The organism is Actinomadura violacea (assembly GCF_017573465.1).
GTDB classification, from domain to species: domain Bacteria; phylum Actinomycetota; class Actinomycetes; order Streptosporangiales; family Streptosporangiaceae; genus Spirillospora; species Spirillospora violacea.
In genome coordinates this window covers 229229-246340 of sequence record NZ_JAGEPF010000016.1, presented here as the reverse complement: position 1 = coordinate 246340, position 17112 = coordinate 229229, and the positions used below count along the sequence as shown (strand labels likewise).

Sequence of the window (17112 nt, the reverse complement as noted above, 5' to 3'; positions counted from 1 at the left end):
CTAAGCCAGGCGCCAAGCGCCGCCGGTCATCTCCCGGACGTCGGCGGGCCGCCACTCCCCGCCTGCTTGGACGTAGAGCGGCGAGATGCCGGTGTCGATGGTCAGGGCCGCCTCGATGGCCCAGTTCGCGGCTGCGCGCCGGCGGGTGCGGGGGGCGGCTTGCATCTCGGCCTCGGCGTCCCACGTCCCGGTCGCGTGGTGGCGGGCATGCGGGTCTGCGGTGAGGGATGCGTCGACGGCCCACATGCCGGAGGCGGCATGGCTGCGCGCCCCGATCGGGGTGGCCGTGTTCGCGACGGCCAAGGCTCCGTAGTGGAGTGTCGGCCAGGTCGGTGCGGTGTTGGGGCTGCCGAACCGGATCGCGTCGATGGTTGCCCCGACCGTGCCGGCCAGCGACACCAGGGGCTCGCTTTCGTCGTCGCCGGCGTGGACGGTCACTTGGGCGTCGGTGCCGTCGACGACGATCTCCGGGCGTAGTTCCTCGCCTGCTGGGAGCGCAGTGGTAGCGGTCGCGATGATGGTGTTGCTCGCGTCGCGGAGTCGGAGGATGCCCGCCAGGGTGATGTCGACGCGCCAGCGCAGAGCGGTGTTGCCACTGCCGTATGCCTGGCAGAGCGGCGCGCCGGCCGATGGCCAGGCGTTCATCTCCAGGTAGGTGCGAATGGCGTAGGCATCGAGGGTGCCGATGGTGGCGGAGGACCACACGAGTTGCGCCGGGCCGGAGGGTTGCTGGTCCAGGCGTATCCGGGGAGGGTGCAGGCCGGAGGCGTCGACGTGCGCGGCTCCGGCCGTCGCGGTGTCGAAGTGGGTGTCGCCGGGTCCCGCGGTGGTGGTGTCGAGGGCTATCCCATCGGCCAGGCCGTGCCCGTACCAGCGTGCGATGAGACTCATCAGGCGATGGTCAGGGCGAGGGCGCCGACGTCGAAGGGGATGTCGTCGCCGTCGTTGCAGTTGATGATCTTGGAGAAAGGGCCGTAGAGCATGCGCAGGCCTGAGTCGTCGTAGAGCTCGCCGCCAACCACGCTGATCTCCGGCATCGCGGTGAAGCCGAAGGCCGCGTTGTTGCGGGCGACCTTGTTCGCCTGGGGCCCGAAGGTGACGACTTGGCGGCCGTAGCCGCCGCCGGCGACCTCGATGCCGGGCGTGGCGTCGTCGCCGAGTTCGGTCACGAGCGCCAGGTGGAGCGGGAGCTGCGGGGCGAACGCGGCGTTGCCGGTGATGAGGTCCAGGAGCTTCCCGGACAGGGTGACGGTGAGGCTCGACATCTGTCGTCTCCTGGGGCTAGTTGCCGTAGGGGCCCGAGCCGTAGGGGCCCGCTCCGTACGGGTGGGGGTTGGGAGGCGGCGGAGGCGTGACCGGTGGGCGCCCGGCCGCTCGCCAGACGCCGTCTTTGAGGACGTAGATGACGATCACGCGACGGCCACCCACAGGTCGGTGTCGAGGGCGTAGGCGCCACCGTTCGGCGGTGCCGGAGAGGCCCCGATCCACATGGCTGGCCGGTCTCTGTCCGGCGCGGTGCTCGCGCGAGTCGGCCACCCGTCCGCGGCCTTGAGCACGAATTGCAGGCCAGGTGCGGGTAGTTCGCTGAGGTCGAGGTACCGGCCAGTGGTGGCGACGCGCGCCAGGACCGGCGCGCCGGACAGGTCGCTGTACAGGCCGCTGCTGGCTACCTGGGCGAGCGCGGCCAATGCCTCTTGAGCGGCTGCGGCGGCCGCGGCCGCGTCAGCGACTTTGGCGAGGGTGTCGCCGAGGTCGGTTGCCACAAGCGCGAAGCGGACGCCGGCGCCGCCGTCGATCCACACGAGCCAGACGCCGGGCGGGCCCTGGAATCGTGGGATGGCGCCGGGGGGCAGCTCGCCGAGTCCTGTGGCGGACCGGATTGTCGTGGTGGCTGCCCCGTCCTCGTCAAGGAGGTCGTCATAGGGGGCGCCACCGGCGGCTTGCGACCAGCAGGTCAGGGGCTTGTCGGGGTCGAGCAGGACGGCGTTGTCGGCGCCGAGCTTGAACGCGTAGTCGCTCGGGGTCTGCCCGAACCAGTGTCTGTCTGCCACGTCTCCCCCGTCAGTCGAGGAACCAGGAAAGGACCGCCTGCACGGTGCGTGAGGCGGGGAGGTCGTTGACCAGGGGCCGGACGCGGACGTCGCCGCCGGTCTCGACGTTGACCGCGAGGGGGGACTGTCGGGCGACCTTGCCGTAGCCGAAGCCGAGCACCTCCAGAGGCGGCCGGTACTGCGCGGCGAGGTTGAACACGCAGGAGCCGTCGTCGTCGGCGACGCCGAGGCCATTGGTGGCCCACCGCTTCACCGACAGCCGGAGCTCCACCCGCTTGTCGCGGGTCCGGATCCGGGACACGCCGGATGGCGCCCAGGCTTCGGCGTTGCTGCCGTTGGGCGCCAAGTTCACCCAGCCGGTGTCGGCGAACGGGTCGTAGACCTTCCAGCCGGTCCCGGTGCCAGCGAGGATGACGCCGTTCTCGCAGATCAGCCGGTCCCGCCATGGCGTGGGCCGGTACCCGGGCAAGGAAGGGGCAACGGGCCAGCCGGTGAACCACCTCGCGTCGACCATGTCCTCGGGCTGGACGCCGGCGGCGCCGGCCTTGACCTTGCCCGCGCCGATCGGGATCTCCCACACGTCGGTCCAGGACTGCACGAGGGGCGGCAGGCTGGTCCCGCCGGGCTTGTACTCGGCGGTGATCCGGTCGTTGGCCGGGTCGTTGCGCAGGACGACGTAGTCCAGACGGGTCGCGCCGGTGTTGTTCGGCGGGACGGTGAGGAGCTTGTCGGCGTCGTTGAGGTACTTCTGGCCTCGGACGAACGCCTCACCCGGCGGAACGGTGACGGTGCCCGAGCCGTTGGCGGTGGGCCGCAGCGCTGGGCTGCCCCAGGACGCGCACACTCCGTCCGGCGCGGCCCACATCATCATGCGCGAGAACTCGTCCTCGGTGTTGATCTTGCTGGAGCCGTAGGGATAGGAGAACTCAGTCACTTCGGCACTCGCGTTTCGATGAGGCGGAGCTTGCGGTTGATCGCGGCCAGCAGCTTCATCAGCGCGCTGTTGGGCTTCTGGGAGTCGGCGGCGTCGGCGGTGCCGATCACGGGCCGGACGGTGTCGCCGGTCGAGGTGTCGGAGTTGAGGGTGACCTCGCGGACGGTGTCGGTGATCAGCTCGCCGCGGACCATCACCGACCCCTGGTCGCCGACGCCGTAGTCGATGCCGTACCGGTAGCCGTCGATGTCGATCGGAGACAGCGCGAGGGAGGCTTGCCGCGCTCCAGCGGTGAGGGCTTCTTCGGCGGCTTGGTCCATCTGCGCGGCCAGGTCCACCGACCCGGTGTCGACGTCGGTCTTGTCGACGAACTGCTCGATCCGCAGGCCCGGCACGAGCGGGTCCGCGCGGGTGTACTCCTTCACCACCCGCGGGGAGCTGGTGCCGCCGGCGACCACGATCGCGCAGGTGCAGGTCGGCGGCGTCTTGGTGTAGGAGACCTCCGACAGGTTCCCCCGACCGAAGCTCCAGGTGAGCCCGGAAGCGCGTGGCTGGTAGACCTCGAAGCGGCGCTGTGGGCCGACCTGCACGATCCGGAACCCGAGGCCGGCGGAGTTGCCGATGTCGGCGAGGACGTCCAGGAGGTTGGCGAACTGGTTGATCTGCTTGGTGACGGTCGGGCCGCGGCCGAGGTCGTCGGCCAGGACGAGCCCGGCGACGCGGCGGGCGGGGCGGGCGGCGGGGCCGATGTTGACGTTGACGAGCTGGCGCATCACTGTCTCGGCGGGTCCGGACACCTTGTAGGTGCCGTCGGTCTGGTGCGCGTCGTCCTGGGCGGGGTTGGGCCACACCGTGGCCTGTTTGAGGAGCTGGTTGTCGTCGACTCCCGACACCTTCAGCGTCCCGGCGTCGCCGTCGTCGCTGGTCTGGGTGGAGTCGACCGATTGGATGTCGCCGGACATGATCCGGGCGCCGTTGAACCGGATGATCAGCCCGTTGCCCTCGATGAGGTGGACGGCTTTGTCGCTGGCGGCGGAGATCGACAGGGTCCAGGCGCCGACGGCGTTGTGCCGCGGGATGGCCTGCATGGTGACGTAGTCGCTGAGGGCTCCGAGCGGCGCGAGGTCGTCGGCGCGGCGGATCTTCAGGGCGAACACCGGCCGCACCACCTCCTTCCGGTGGTCGTGCGGTCTGGTGCGTGCTGGCGCGGGTCAGGCCGATAGGTAGCGCGGCTGGAGCCGGACCTTCACCGTGGTGGCGCTGGTGGAGCCGGCCACGACGAGGTCGACGGTGTTGCTGCCGCGGAGCAGCGGCCACAGCACGGCGGCCTCGTCGATGTTCGGCCAGAGGTTCTCGGTGCCGTTCAAGATCGCGGTCTCGATGCGTTCGCGGCAGTCGATGACCGCGACGTCGGCCGCGGACAGGTTCCGGGTGAGGGTCCAGGACCCGCCGGTCGGGTGGCGGAACGTGGCGGCGCTGATCGGCCCGGAGATCGTCCAGACCGGGAAGGCCGGGACGTCACCGGGGTTGGTGATCTTCACGCCGGTCCCGAGGACCTGGGAGTCGCTGACGACCCACGGGACACCAGAGGGGAAGAACGGGGTGTCGTCGCCGACGCCTCGGAAGGTGCGGGTGAACTCAGGTCCGAGCCAGAACGGCGACTCGCACGTCCAGGTGAGGCCGTAGGTGATCCAGCGGCGCCCGGCCGAGTCGGCGTCTTCGGCGCCCTCGGCTCCGGAGGCGTAGATCGCGGTGATCGACCGGGACGACCCGTCGGCCTCGGTGAGGGTCAGGGTGCCCCGGCCGTCACCGTCCAGCGGTGATAGATCCCGCAGCAGCCGGCGCTTGCGCTCCAGGAACGCGGGCCGGCCGTCGTCGGCGTAGATCGCGATCGGAATCATGATCTCGCGGGCGTTGGCCTTGGTGTCGCGGCGCCGGTTCCCGTGGATGCCCGGCGACTCGTCCTCATACGCCTTGAAGGTCGGCATGTCCAAGCCTCGGGCGCCCGGCTGCACCAGGTACCCCGATGGCCAGTCCGACAGGATCGTGACTTGCCCGAGGGGACTCTCCCAGGCCACGGTCGTCAGTTCAGGGGGCGGGCCATGCGTTCCGATGTCGGTGATCTGCTGGGTGTAGATCGGCATGCGGCCCGCCTCCCTTCGTGCGGGTCACAGCAGTGACCTGTGCAGGACGTAGACGTCGTGGAGCGCGTCGGTGACGGCCTGCTTGGTCGCCTTGTCGGTGACCTCGTGGATGTGGAGCTGCTCGATGGCGATGCCGCCCCGCCGGCTTCCGTCTCCCGGCGTGGCCGAGGCCGGGACCGCCGAGACGGTTGCCGGTACGATCAGGCCGCTCATCCGCTCGGCGGCCGTCTTCACCTCCACTAGGGAGGAGTCGATGCCGACCGCCAGGCCCGCGCCGACCTGCTCGCCGAGGTCGGCCATCACCTGCGACGGCGAGTGGATCTTCAGCTCCTTCTTGATCTTGTTTTGGATGGACTTGGCGAGCTTGGCCATGGCCTTCTCGATGGCCTTCTGCTGCGCGGTCAGGCCGGCGAGGAACCCCTTGCCGGCTTGGGCGCCCGCGTCGTACATCGCGTCCGCCGCGGACTGTCCGACCGCTGTGGACTCCTTCCCGATCGCTGCCTGCGCCGAGTTCAGCTGCTTGACCTGCGTGGGAGTTGCGGAGGCCAGCGCCTGGGCGTAGGCGGCGCCCCGGTCGGGACCCGCGGCGATGATCTGGGAGATCAGGTCCTTGGACACCCCGAGCTTGGCGAGCTTGTCCAGGTTGGCCTTGTACGCCTTCAGCTGCGTCAGGCGGGTCTGGAGCCCGCCGATGATGCCTTGCGCGTTGAACACGTCCCCGGTGGCATACAGGCCGGTCGAGTCCTGCTGTAGGCCGGTGGGTAGCCCGGTGAGGCCGGCGAACTCCAGCGCGTTCTTGCCGGTGTCGGTCGCGAACTGCTTGGCGGTCTTGATCGTCGCGGCCAGCTTGTCGCGCTGCTTGGCGTAGGTCTGCAGGGCCTTGCTCGCCTTGCCGAGATACGACACCAGCCGGTCATCGACCGACGAGCGGATCCCCTTGAACGCCTTCTTGATGTCGGCCGCCAGATCCGCCAGCACCGACTTGATCTTGCTGACGCTGCCAGCCAGGTCGGAGGTGATGTGCTTCAGGTCCGACCGGACGGGCTTGAGGCGGCTGCTGGTCGTGCCGGAGGCGTACCCGCCCGTGATCTGCGCGCCGATCCGCATCGACTCCTCATGCGGATAGACCGTCTCCCCGCCGCTGAACCGGACGAGCTCGGGGCCCTCCTCTCCGACCCAGGCCAGGCCCGGCGCGGCGCCGGTCGTGCCCTTGGCGTACCAGCCCGTGGCCTGCGAATGGCCCCACGCTCCGGCTGGTGACCCGTACCGGCCCGCGATATAGCCCAGGCCCCAGTTGATCTGCGTCGCCCAGTTCGTCCGCCAGTCCCGGCCGGCGGACGCCATCTTGCTCGGCGGCAACGCCTGCGGGATGCCGTATGCCCCGCTGCTGGGGTTGGTCGCGTTCCATCTCCAGCCGGACTCCCGCTCCCACAACTTGTCGAGCGGCGCCCACTGGCTGCCGCCCCACCCGAACTCGCCGAACTGGGCCCTGGCGTATGCCTTCGGAGTCCCGCCGCCGTACCCGGTAGGTGCTCCGGAACCGATGTGGCGGTACACACCGCCCGGCCTCCAGGACGCGAACCGCACCACGTCCCCTGTGTGCGGGGCGTGGATCAGCGCTTTCGAGCCTCCCTGGCCGGTGACCATCATGACGTGGCCCCTGTGCGGGAAGTACAGGTCGCCGGCGACGGCGGCTTCCTTGGTGGTCGGCGTCCCCGAAGCGATCTGGTCGTAGGTGACGCGCGGGATCGAGACCCCGGCCGCCCGCCATGCTGCCTGGGTGAGGCCCGAGCAGTCCCAGGTGTCAGGGCCGGTCGCACCCCACCGGTACGGCTCACCAAGCTGCTGCTCGGCGAACTGGACAGCCTTGAATCCCGAACCGCCGGCGAGCGCCTGCTGAATCAGGGTCGCCGCGATCGCGGTCTGCCCGCCGGCGTAGGTGACCGCGCCGGCCAGCATCGACTGGTTGGCCTTGCGTGCCTTGGCGAGTGCTTCGTCGGCCTCGTCGTTGTAGTGGTAGCTGCGCCGATACGGCGAGGTGATCAGCCCGTTCGGGGCGCCGCCGCCCGCATACCCCGGAATCCAGGACTCTGCGCCAGCCGGCAACGTCCATTTGGGCGCGACCGGCTTGGGGATCCCACCGCCGGCGTACCCCTTCCCTTGGAAGACGGTGCCTTTGTTGCCTTCGTCGTTCCACGCCGCGAGGGTCGGGAGATGCTTGGCGGTCGCGGCGGCGTTGATCACCATCTCGCCCGGTGAGATCCGGGTCAGCAGCCCGTCTCCGCGCGGGTCACCTGAGCCGGTGACCAGGCCGCCGCCCGCGTTCCCTACGAGCCCTCTGAGGAGGTCGCCCACGACCGGGGCGTTGATCAGCCCTTCGAGGCCCTTCATCGACAGCTTGCCCTTGGCGTTCACTGTCACGTCAGTGCCGGTGGTCTTCGGGATGCTCACCAGCTGGTCGACGTACTTGGCGGCCTCCTTGCGGGAGAGCCCGAAGTGGGTGGCCATCTCCACCAGGCCGTCGCGTTGCTTCTTCAGCACCGCGACGTTCTTCGCCGACACCTGGTTGGTCGACACCAGGTCATCGGCGAACCGCTGGATCACCTGCGCGGCGTTGATGATCTGCTGCCGGTTGTCCAAGGCCGCCGCGCTGTTGCCGTAGAACGCGCGGCCGTTGCGGTCCAGTGCTTCCCGGCCGGAGTTCAGGGCGTTGCGGTAGTCGATCGCTTCCTGCTCGCTGGACATGAACGCGTGCGCGTTGTCGGCGAGCTGCTGGTTCTGCTGTCGCAGCTTCTCGGTGAACTGCTGTGTCTGGAAGGCACTCGACCCGACCAGCGACGTGTACTGCGGGAACAGGCTCTTGACCCTGTCGATGCTGAGACCGCCCTGCTGGAGCAGCGTCGACATATGCCCGAACGCGGCCGCGGCCGCATCGACTTGCCCGCCCTGCACCATGGTCTTCAGCGCAGTGTCGATCCCCTTGACGTCGTTCTTGTACTTCGACAGGGCGGTGTCGTAGCCGCCGAGGGTGATCGCATGGGTGAGGTCCGCGAACGGATGGTCGAGGAACTTCTGCTTGAAGGTCGGGTCGGCGATCTCCTGCGCGGCCCGCTGGAACTCCTCGATGGAGTCGCGGCCGGTCAGCATGGATCCCTTGAATTGCTTCGCCCATGCGCCGGTGTACTGCCCGGTCCGCGCCAGCGTCTCCAGCGACTTGACCATGTCGTCTGTGGACTGGGTGGTGCCCATCAGCTTGTTCTGCAGGGCGTTGACGCCGTACCCGACGGCGGCGACGGTCCCGATGATGGCGCCGAGGCGGGTGAGGCCGAGCAGCGCGATCCGGGTGGTGACGGCTTCGCCGCGCACGCCCATCATCGCGGCGCCCAGGATCCGCAGTGCCGCACCGAGCCGTCCCATCCCGCCGGCCGCTGCGCCGGCCGCGGCCCCGCTGCCCAGCAGGCCCGTGACCAGGGAGGTGATTCCGAGCATCCGTGACGCTTTCGCGGCGATCAGGAGCGCCGCGCCGAGCTGGAACAGCCCTGGCGCGTCTCGCGCGATCGACGCGACGCCCTCGGCGAGCGGCTTGATCCCGGCCAGGTACAGGGTCGTGACCGGGGCGACGTCCTTCCCGACCTCCAGCAGCGCCTTCCCGATCGCCTCGATGTCGCCTTCGACGATGCGGCCGTTGGTCTTGGCGTACTCGATGAACTGGGTGAAGCCGTTGGAGCCGATGAGGGACTTGCCCCAGTCCTCGAACTTCTGGGCGCCGTGGTCGAGGTGGTCGAGGACGGCTTGGATCTCGGGCTCGAACGCCATCAAAACGGCGGCCATGCCGGTGATGGTGTGCCCGAAGATCGTCCCGAACCGGGTGATCGCGACGGGCGCCTCGATCCCGAGGCTGCGGAAGAACTCGGTGTAGAACGGGCCGTCGAGCGCCTGCTCGGCCTTCTTCTCCAGCAGCGTGAAGCCCTGGGCGGCACCGGTCACCAGCGGCTTGGCGCGGTCGAGGTTGTCGCTGACCAGCCCGATGCCGCGCGACAGGACCGGCAGGACGTCCGGCTCCAGCTCGCGGACCCAGTCCTTGTAGACCTTCGTGAAGGCTTCCCAGTCCTTCATCAGGGTCCGCTCGGCCGGCGACAGCTGCCCCATGACCTTGGCGAGCTTGGTCTGCGCCGTCGAGGTGGCGTTGGTCGCGGCGGCGGCCTGCTGCTGCGCCATGCGGTCCTGGATCCGCTGCGCGGTGATCTGCCGCTGCGCCGCCGCGACCTGCTGGAGCGCCTGGGTAAGCTGCTGCTGCGCGGTCTTGACCTGCTGGCTGCCGTTGATCCCGGCGCGGTCCGCGGCGGCCTTGTCCTGCCGGAGCCGCTTGGTCGCCAGCCGCTGCTCGTCGAGCTGCTGGAGCGCCTCGTCCACTGCGAGCCGCGCCTGCTCGCGCTGAAGCTCGGTCGCCTTGGGGTCGGCGAGGGTCTTGCTGAGGTTCTGGCGTGCCTCCTGAAGCGACAGGGCCGCGCGCCGTTCCGATAGGGCCCCGTCTGTCACCTGGTTGTTGAGGTCTTCCATGGCGCGGCGGGCGTCCATCCGCGCCTGGGTGAGCGCCTCCTCGGCCTGCCGCGCCTGCGCCTTGGCGTTGGTGAGCTGCTGCTCGGCGCCGACCATCTGCAAGGCGCGCAGCCGCGCCTGGTCGGCGGTGTTCAGGCCGGTCGAGGTGGAGGTGTTGACGGCGTCCTGCGCGGCCTTCTGCGCTTGGAGCGCCTCCCCCACGTGTTTGACGGCGGGGATCGCGACGGCCGCGAACCCGGCGGTGCCCGCTCCGGCGGCGAGCGCCGCGGAAGCGACCGCACCGAGACCGGCGGCCAGTGCCGTACCGACCGGGATCGCGGCCAGCGCCGCGAGCTGCATCCCGAGGCCGGAGATCGCCGAGGAGGCGGCGCCGGTGTTGACGCCCGCGTTGATCTGGATGCCGCGGCCGAACAGCCGGTCCGCCTCGGCGTGCAGCGCCGCCAACCGAGCGAGCGCCGCAGCGGTGTCAAGGTCGACGTTGACATGGACGGTGACCGGGCCCAGGCTCGCGAGCCGCGCCCGCACCTCCTCGAAGGAGGCTTCGTCGAGCTCCAGCCGCACCCGGACGGTCGCCTCCGGGATCCGGAGGGTCTGGAGCCGCGCCTCGAGTTCCGCCTTGAGGTTCCGCGCCAGCTCCCGCCCGGCGGCGCGACCGACCTTGCCGGCCTCGTCGGTGACGCGCTGCTGGGCGTCGCGGACGGCCTGGACGACGTCACCGACGACGAACCCGGCCTTGGCTCCCTGGGACATGGCCTTGCCGAGCTTGCGGCCGAGCTGCGCCCCGACCTCGGCGACCTTGGAGTCCAGGCGGTCCTTGATCTGCCGCCCGAACTCGGTCGGGTTGACCTCCGGGAGGATCTGCATCCGTACCCGGCCGCCGTCGTGATCGGCCATGCCCGCGCCACCCCCTTCCCGGTCTGTTGGGTGGTGGCGCCCGCGAGCGGGCTAGTGCCCGAAGCGAAGGTTGTGGGCGCCGGGCGGGGGCCGCAGCTGACGCAGGTAGTCCATGCGGGCCGCCTGCATCCTCTCGGCGTCGGCGTCCTCGCGGGCCTTCAGCCGTTCGGCGGTGACGTCGGCACGAGTGCGGGGCGTCTTCACCGGCGGGAAGGTCGGTAGGTCGTCTGGGAGCCGGAAGCCGACCCATGCAATCTTCAGGAGGGTTTGCAGGTAGGTCGTCTGCGTGGCCTGCAACATCTCCATGTCGCCCCAGCGGCGGTCGTCGACAACGCCGGCGAGGCGAGTCTTCACGGCGGAGGTGGGCGGCAGCCACGCCCACATGCCGTACAGCTCGATCAGCGGTATCTTCTGCTGCCGCCACTCCACCAGGACGTCTCTGCCTGGGAAGTAGTGGGCGAAGTCGGCGTGCAGTAGCGCGCCGTGCTCCTCGACGGCTAGGAGGAGCTGCGCGACTTTCCCGCCGCGGTCGGCTTCTTGGTCGCCGCGGCGGCCGGCGAACTGTCCTCGCCCTCGTCCTGGTCCTCGTCGTCGGGCGCCTGGGCGGGCTCGACCGCCAGGACTTCCTGGATGATCTCGCGGATGTCGCCGGTCTGGAGCTTGAGGCCGGCCAGCGCGGCCAGGCGCTCGTCGGCCTCGTTCGGCCACGTCTCGGCGACCGCCATGCGGAGCACCTCTCCGTCGCCGGGGTATTCGTCGTCGAACACCTTCTTCGTGAGGTCCTCCGACCAGAACGCCATGAGCGGGATCTCGACGATCTCGCCGTCGAGGCCCTCGATCGGGTAGGTCTCGCCGCCGAAGGCCTCGGCGCGCTCGCGGCGCCGCTCGGCGAGCTTGTAGGACTTGCGGGGCTTGGGCATGGTGCTCCTCGCGGGTTGCGGGCGGGCGCGGACGGTGCCGGCGCGGATTCGAGGGTTCGCGGGTTCTGGGTTGGTAGTGGTGCAGTGGCCGGAGGCGCCACCCGCGAAAGGACGCCTCCGGCCACTGGTCTCGGGCCGGGGCTAGGCCGGGATGGGGACCTTGGAGATCATGCGGCGCACCGGGCTGCCGCCGGAGACGGGGACCATCGCCGTGAAGGTGAGGCCGTAGGAGTGCAGGTTGTCGGCGTTGTCGGAGATGTTGTCGCGGTCGGACACTTCGGCCTTCGGCACGATGTACCTGAAGTGCCTGCCGCTCTGGGAGTCGATGACGTCCAGTCCGAGCGCGATGGAGACGATCGAGGCGGTCTCGGGGTCGTCGAACGCGACGCCGGCTTCGTCGCCGGCGCCGATGACCTCCATGTCCGCCACCGGGACGCTGTAGTAGAGCGACAGGGCCATGGCGGTGGTCTCGGTCAGCACGAGCTTGAAGGTGGTGGTGCGGTCCTTGGGCTCGCGGCGGATCGGGCCGGAGATGCCCCATCCCATGTGCGTGACCATCTCCTGCGCGAGGGCTTCGGTGAGGCCCTCGTCGGTGATGATGCCGGCGTCGCCCCAACCGGCCGGCCACGCGGACGTCAGGTCGGTGGGGGCGGTGGTGCCGATCGCGGCGAAGTAGGCGAAGCCTTTCGACCCCACGGTGACGTTGCTGGTGTTTCCCATCCGCTCCTCCAGGTTGCGGGCATGAAAAAACCCGCCGTGAGCGGCGGGATCGGTGGTGCTCGCGGGTTGGCCAGGGTTCGCGGGTTAGGCCAGGTCAGGTCAGGCGCAGCGGCAACGTGGCGGTGACGCCGAGCCTGATGATGTTCTGGGACACTTCGGGGCGCGGCCGGGGGCCGGTGATGTCCTTGACGCGGCCTGCGGCGGCTCCGTGCGCGCGGTAGCCGCGCATCGCGGCGAGCGCGGCGACCGACCGGGCGGCGGTGGTCGCGCCGGACTCGGGGGTGGCCGCCCAGATGTCGAGGTCAATTGTCGGCTCATCGATGAGGTATCCGTCGGACCAGGTGTCGGCGGTGCGGAGACCGCCGATGCGGGTCACATCGATGATCGGTAGCCGGGCGTTGAACTCCTCGACGGGCGGGAGGCTGTTGCAGGACCACACGCCGTCCAGGACCTCGGTGAAGTAGTCGATGACGATCAGCTCGGCGTCGGGCCACACGGTCAGGTCCACGCCGCGTCTCCTCTCCTGGGCGGCAGGTCGAACGTCCCGCTACTCGGCTGTGTCGTCGGTCTCGGTGAACCGCCAGAGCCAGAGCGTCTTGGGCCCTCGCGCCGGGTGGTGCCGGTCGCGGACCTTGGACCAGGTCGCGGTTGCGCTGGTCTCGTTGCCGCATTTGGTCGAGACCTTCGTCCACCCGTCGAAGCGGTAGATGTCCCCGCCGTGGCGAGCATTCTGCGAGTAGGACACTGCTGCGGCCACGTGCCAGTACGGCCATCGCGTGGCCGCCACCTCCCGCCATAGCCGCAGGGCGACCCGGGTCGCCCAGCGGGCGTCCGGGGCCGAGCAGAGGCGGGCGAGCTCCACGACCTGGTTGCGGCGGAAGCTGTGGACGGTCGGTGACACGATCGAGCACGAGACAGCGACGGCGGCCGGCGTGCCTCCTACGTCGAGCAGCCAGGCTTGTGAGCCGAAGGGGCGCCGGACCGGGCCGAGGCTGTGCCGCCAGGCGGTGAGAAGGGTGTTCGCCTGCTCAAGCGGAATGGTGGCCCATCCCGCGACGTGCAGGGGGAACGTCCCCTGGGTGAAGGTGGTCATGCCGCCCTCGATGGTTCGTCGCCGACGCGCTACGGGCTGTCGGGGGCGAAGCGGGCGATCAGGTTGGCCCTGGACAGGCTGTGGGCTTCGTCCTCGGGCATGCCCTGGCCGACGGCGTATCGTGCCCAGTCGCCTTTCGAGGCTCCGCGGTCCGGGAGAGGGATGCTGTCCGGGCCGGGCTCGGCCGCGGCCGGCGGGGACGCCGCGGCTGCGGCTTCGGCGTCGGCGTTGTCCCATGGACGGCACAGGCCGTCGCGGATGAGCTGGGCGGCGTGGGCGTCGTCGTCGATGGTGACCTCGTCGCCGGGGAGATAGCGGGTGCCGTCGATCGTGCACCAGAACGCGACGCGCAACTGCATCATCAGGGATCAGGCTCCTATCGCTGCTTGGAAGGCGGCGCCGGTGATGACGCGGAACGCCGGGGTGCCGGGATGGTGGACGCGGGCGACCGGGTGGTCGGCGCCAAGCCAGTACAGGGCCGCCTTTGTGCTCGGCGTGATGATGTGCGGGCGGGTGCCCCACTCGATGTAGGGGGCGTAGCGGGCATCGGTGTCGTTGCCGTACTGCACCCACCGGCCGGCGCCGTCCCGCTCGATGCTGATGGTGGCGACGAGCCGGCCCCAGTTCACCGGGCAGGCCTTCACCGCGGCGGCCTCCGCGGCCTCGGCGACGCTGTCCACGGCAGCCTGGACGCCCTCAGCGAAGATCAGCCCGGCAATCGCGGCCTCGTCGAACTCCCAATCCGGCACGGTCAGCCTCCGGCCGTGTAGGTGGCGGTCAGCTCGATGTGGTGCTCTCCACCGCTGGTCGGGTCGGGCCAGCGCTGCGGCTCGCCGTCGATCTCGTAGGTGTGGTCGTTCCACTCGATGCGGTCGGTCGCGGTGACGTCGGTGCCGGGGTGCAGGTACACGCGGATGTGGGTGACGACGGTGTCGCGGCCGCCGGTGGTCTCACCGGAGCCGTTCGGCTGGACGCACGCCTCCACCGTGACCCGCGACGCGCCGGCGCCCCAGTCGTAGGTGACGGCGTTGCCGTACCCGGTGACCAGAAGCCCGCGGACGATGGTGACCAGGTCCGTGACGATGGGAAGCATCCCGGCCCCTCCCGGCGCTTCGCGCCCCCGAAAAACCGAGGCGGGCGGTTAGTACAGCGCTCTACGCTCGCTATGTGACTGACGAGGCTTCTGACGACGGCGCGCAGACCGCCGATGCGTCATCTCTCCGCGGCCTGTTCCCCTGGCACTTCGGTCCGCCTGCCGGGGCCGAGCTCGAACGGTTCTTGACGCAGGGGCTGGTGGTGTTCGACACCAACGCCCTGTTCGACGCCTACCGGCTGAATCCGCAGGGACGCGAGGAGTTCCTACGCACCCTCGACCTGCTCGGCAACCAGCTCTGGGTGCCGCATCGTGTCGCGGAGGAGTTTATGAAGAACCGTCTCGGCGTCATCAGTGAATGCGCCGGCGCCGTCGGCAAGCTCGCCCAGGAACTCAAAGGCTCGTTTAACAAGATCAAGGACGAGCTCGATAACTTCCGAGGCCGGCGCGGTCTGGAAAAGGCCCTTGTCGATGATCTAGTGAAGCAGCTCGGCGAGGTCCAGCAGCAGATCGTCGAGAAGATCGGCGAGTACTACCGGTTCGACCTCAAGGCGGCTGACTGCCTGGCCGAGGACCCGATCCTCTCGGAGATCGAGAAGCTGCTGGAGGGACGCATCGGGCCGCCGGTCAAGAACATGCAGCAGGTGCGAGAGGACGCCGCCTACAGGTATGCGCGGCGCATCCCTCCCGGCTACGCCGACGCGGAGAAGCCTCCCGAGCAAGCCATTGGCGACTACGTGCTCTGGGTCCAACTTCTTCAGGAGGTCGAGCGACTTCCCCGTCCAGTCCTGTTCGTAACCAACGAGAAGAAGAAGGCCGAGGACTGGGCCGTCAAACAGCCGGGTGGCCGATCGCCGCTTCCTCGCCCGGAACTCTCAGCTGAGGTGTGGCAAAGGGCCGGCCAACCCTTCCATATCGTCGACGTGCGGTCGTTCCTCGAACTCGCTAACGAGTTCTTGGACGCACATGTCAGCGACGAAACGATCACGCAGGCCGAGGAGATGGGCGACGAAGCCGAGGAAGAGGCCGAGGTATCCAGTCCTCTTGAGGAGCAGCTCGCGTTCGTGCTGGCCGAAGAAGAAGGCCACCAGGTTATCCGCCTGCCTTCCTTCGACTTCGTGGAGGCCGCTAACCGCCAGGTGCGCCAGATTGGCACCTCGGCTGCGTTCGAACGTGCCCTACAGCGACACCTCAACTCCCGGACAGCGGTGGAACGCGCACTGCAGAAGCACCTCGACTCTCGGGCCGCGGTCGAACGCGCCGTACAGCGCCAGCTCGACTCTCGGGCCGCAGCCGAACGCGCCGTACAGCGCCAGCTTGACGCCACGGAGGCGATCGAACGCGGGTTGGGTCGGCTCGGGAAGCTCAATCAGGGGCGTCCGGCAGAGCAGCCCGACTCTACGCTGGAGCACGCCGAGGAGGAGTCAGAGCCGCCAGAGGATGAGCCTCAGTAGGTGCGTGGGCTCACGGGGAGGAGCCGCTCGGTCTTGAGGATCGTCAACGCCCGGTCAGCGTACTTGGAAGATGTCCGCGCCTTGGACTCGCTGATGAGCCGGTTGCGGGAGTAGCTGATCGACCCGACGCTGACGTTGGTGAACTGGGCCTTGCCGCCGGTTTCGTCGCCGCGCTCTCGGATGTAGTGGGCTTGGGCGCAGGTGGCGCGTTTGATGGCGTCGGCGATCCGCGGGTCGGTCGGCAGGTGGTCGTCGTCGACGTCGTAGACGGCTCCGATGAGGAGTTCGTCGATGTCCTCGGACGCCTGCTGAAGGTGTCGGTCCGCGCCGGGCCATACCGGGATCGTGACGAGGTAGTTCTCAAGATCGCTGATGGTTGCGTAGACAACCATCAGCGGCCTGTCAGGATCGGGGGCCGCATCGGTACGGGCGGCTGCTCCGTGTTCGGCAGGGCCGAGCCCGACGGGCGGGCGAAGGGGGCGGCCTGCGCGGCGCGCGCGGCCGCGAGGTTGCCGAGGGCTCGGCGGATGATGTGGGCGAGCTGCTCGGGGGCGGGGTGCAGGTCTGGGGTGATGATCGGGTCGTGGTGCAGCCACTCCCCCAGGGCGAGGGACTGCACCGACAGGGAGATCCACAGCATGGGCGTCGGCTGGGCGGCTCGGGTCTGCTGGTGGATGATCTGGACCTGGTGGTCAACCTCGCAGCCGGCCAGCTCTGTGTGCGCGGCGATCGCGGCGACGACGACCTGTTCGACGCGGTCGGTGAGCCTCACAGCGGCATCTCCAGCAGCGCCACCTTGACGTCGGCGACGGCCGACAGGTTGACGTACATGAGGTCTTTGCCGCCGGGCTGCTCGTAGTCGTCGTCGAACGGCCCGAAGAACGCCGTCGTGCCGGCGGCGACCGGTTCGGGCGGGGACGTGACCGACTGCCCCTTGACCTGGCGGCCGATCACGGGGGTGACGTCGATCGACGCGGCGGCGCCGTTGACGACCATCAGGAAGCATCGGCCGGTGTTGCGGAACGAGACACCGGCAGCGTCCGGGGTGACCGGGGCGGGTGCGGCGCCGGTCGCGGTGAGCCGGGTGGCGACGAGGGACGTACGGGCCATGGGTGTGCCTCCTGGAGGCGGTCGTGACCAGAGAAGAAAGGGGGTGCCGGGCCCAGCCGGCGGGCACGAGGCCGGCGCGGCTCGGGGGTTCCGGTGAGGCGCAGCCCGCAGCGCGGGCCCGGCACGACAGGGGGCGGGC

At 69.7% G+C, this 17112-nt stretch carries 19 protein-coding genes; 1 reads left to right on the top strand and 18 read right to left on the bottom strand.

The features are described from left to right. The 15 genes from J4709_RS26775 to J4709_RS26705 form a co-directional block, all read right to left on the bottom strand. Positions 1 to 891, bottom strand: coding sequence for a hypothetical protein (locus J4709_RS26775; RefSeq protein ID WP_208244556.1), 891 nt, complete (start codon positions 889 to 891; stop codon positions 1 to 3). Continuing rightward, the gene (locus J4709_RS26770; RefSeq protein ID WP_208244555.1) at positions 891 to 1265 is read right to left on the bottom strand and encodes a phage tail fiber protein; all 375 of its coding nucleotides are present in this window, start codon (positions 1263 to 1265) and stop codon (positions 891 to 893) included. The genes J4709_RS26775 and J4709_RS26770 overlap by 1 nt, the downstream gene beginning before the upstream one ends. Before the next feature lie 144 nt (positions 1266 to 1409). Continuing rightward, on the bottom strand, positions 1410 to 2051 hold the full coding sequence (locus J4709_RS26765; protein WP_208244554.1) for a hypothetical protein: 642 nt from the start codon (positions 2049 to 2051) through the stop codon (positions 1410 to 1412). A gap of 10 nt (positions 2052 to 2061) precedes the next feature. Next, complete coding sequence (locus tag J4709_RS26760) at positions 2062 to 2985, bottom strand: hypothetical protein (RefSeq protein ID WP_208244553.1); 924 nt, start codon at positions 2983 to 2985, stop codon at positions 2062 to 2064. Further along, on the bottom strand, positions 2982 to 4142 hold the full coding sequence (locus tag J4709_RS26755) for a siphovirus ReqiPepy6 Gp37-like family protein (protein WP_208244552.1): 1161 nt from the start codon (positions 4140 to 4142) through the stop codon (positions 2982 to 2984). The genes J4709_RS26760 and J4709_RS26755 overlap by 4 nt, the downstream gene beginning before the upstream one ends. A 54-nt stretch (positions 4143 to 4196) precedes the next feature. Next, entirely contained in the window at positions 4197 to 5129 is a 933-nt protein-coding gene (locus J4709_RS26750; RefSeq protein WP_208244551.1) for a phage distal tail protein, read from the bottom strand. A 24-nt stretch (positions 5130 to 5153) separates the two neighbouring features. Beyond that, on the bottom strand, positions 5154 to 10583 hold the full coding sequence (locus J4709_RS56200; protein WP_372442152.1) for an aggregation-promoting factor C-terminal-like domain-containing protein: 5430 nt from the start codon (positions 10581 to 10583) through the stop codon (positions 5154 to 5156). A 51-nt stretch (positions 10584 to 10634) separates the two neighbouring features. Further along, a complete protein-coding gene (locus tag J4709_RS26740) occupies positions 10635 to 11012 on the bottom strand; it encodes a hypothetical protein (protein WP_208244550.1) in 378 nt (125 codons plus the stop codon). 68 nt (positions 11013 to 11080) lie between these two features. Beyond that, positions 11081 to 11503 (bottom strand): hypothetical protein, encoded by a 423-nt coding sequence (locus J4709_RS26735; RefSeq protein ID WP_208244549.1) that lies wholly within the window; start codon positions 11501 to 11503, stop codon positions 11081 to 11083. A gap of 141 nt (positions 11504 to 11644) precedes the next feature. Next, entirely contained in the window at positions 11645 to 12223 is a 579-nt protein-coding gene (locus J4709_RS26730) for a phage tail tube protein (protein ID WP_208244548.1), read from the bottom strand. Between the two features lie 94 nt (positions 12224 to 12317). Continuing rightward, complete coding sequence (locus tag J4709_RS26725) at positions 12318 to 12731, bottom strand: hypothetical protein (protein WP_208244547.1); 414 nt, start codon at positions 12729 to 12731, stop codon at positions 12318 to 12320. 39 nt (positions 12732 to 12770) lie between these two features. After that, entirely contained in the window at positions 12771 to 13316 is a 546-nt protein-coding gene (locus J4709_RS26720; protein ID WP_208244546.1) for a hypothetical protein, read from the bottom strand. Positions 13317 to 13345: 29 nt separating this feature from the next. Next, the gene (locus tag J4709_RS26715; RefSeq protein ID WP_208244545.1) at positions 13346 to 13678 is read right to left on the bottom strand and encodes a hypothetical protein; all 333 of its coding nucleotides are present in this window, start codon (positions 13676 to 13678) and stop codon (positions 13346 to 13348) included. 6 nt (positions 13679 to 13684) lie between these two features. Continuing rightward, complete coding sequence (locus J4709_RS26710) at positions 13685 to 14065, bottom strand: hypothetical protein (protein WP_208244544.1); 381 nt, start codon at positions 14063 to 14065, stop codon at positions 13685 to 13687. A gap of 2 nt (positions 14066 to 14067) precedes the next feature. Further along, positions 14068 to 14409 carry a phage head completion protein gene (locus J4709_RS26705; protein WP_208244543.1) on the bottom strand — a complete coding sequence of 114 codons (342 nt, stop codon included), beginning with the start codon at positions 14407 to 14409 and terminating at the stop codon, positions 14068 to 14070. Between the two features lie 74 nt (positions 14410 to 14483). Between J4709_RS26705 and J4709_RS26700 the strand changes: the two genes are divergently transcribed. Next, complete coding sequence (locus J4709_RS26700) at positions 14484 to 15863, top strand: PIN-like domain-containing protein (protein ID WP_208244542.1); 1380 nt, start codon at positions 14484 to 14486, stop codon at positions 15861 to 15863. On the opposite strand, the gene J4709_RS26695 is transcribed toward J4709_RS26700, so the two are convergent. From J4709_RS26695 to J4709_RS26685, 3 genes are read right to left on the bottom strand one after another with little or no spacing between them, the layout of a single operon-like run. Next, a complete protein-coding gene (locus tag J4709_RS26695) occupies positions 15857 to 16255 on the bottom strand; it encodes a head-tail connector protein (protein ID WP_208244541.1) in 399 nt (132 codons plus the stop codon). The two genes, J4709_RS26700 and J4709_RS26695, sit on opposite strands and share 7 nt — an antisense overlap. Continuing rightward, positions 16255 to 16635 carry a hypothetical protein gene (locus tag J4709_RS26690; protein WP_208244540.1) on the bottom strand — a complete coding sequence of 127 codons (381 nt, stop codon included), beginning with the start codon at positions 16633 to 16635 and terminating at the stop codon, positions 16255 to 16257. Before J4709_RS26690 ends, J4709_RS26695 begins: the two co-directional genes overlap by 1 nt. Further along, a complete protein-coding gene (locus J4709_RS26685) occupies positions 16632 to 16973 on the bottom strand; it encodes a hypothetical protein (RefSeq protein WP_208244539.1) in 342 nt (113 codons plus the stop codon). The genes J4709_RS26690 and J4709_RS26685 overlap by 4 nt, the downstream gene beginning before the upstream one ends. Positions 16974 to 17112: the final 139 nt, after the last annotated feature.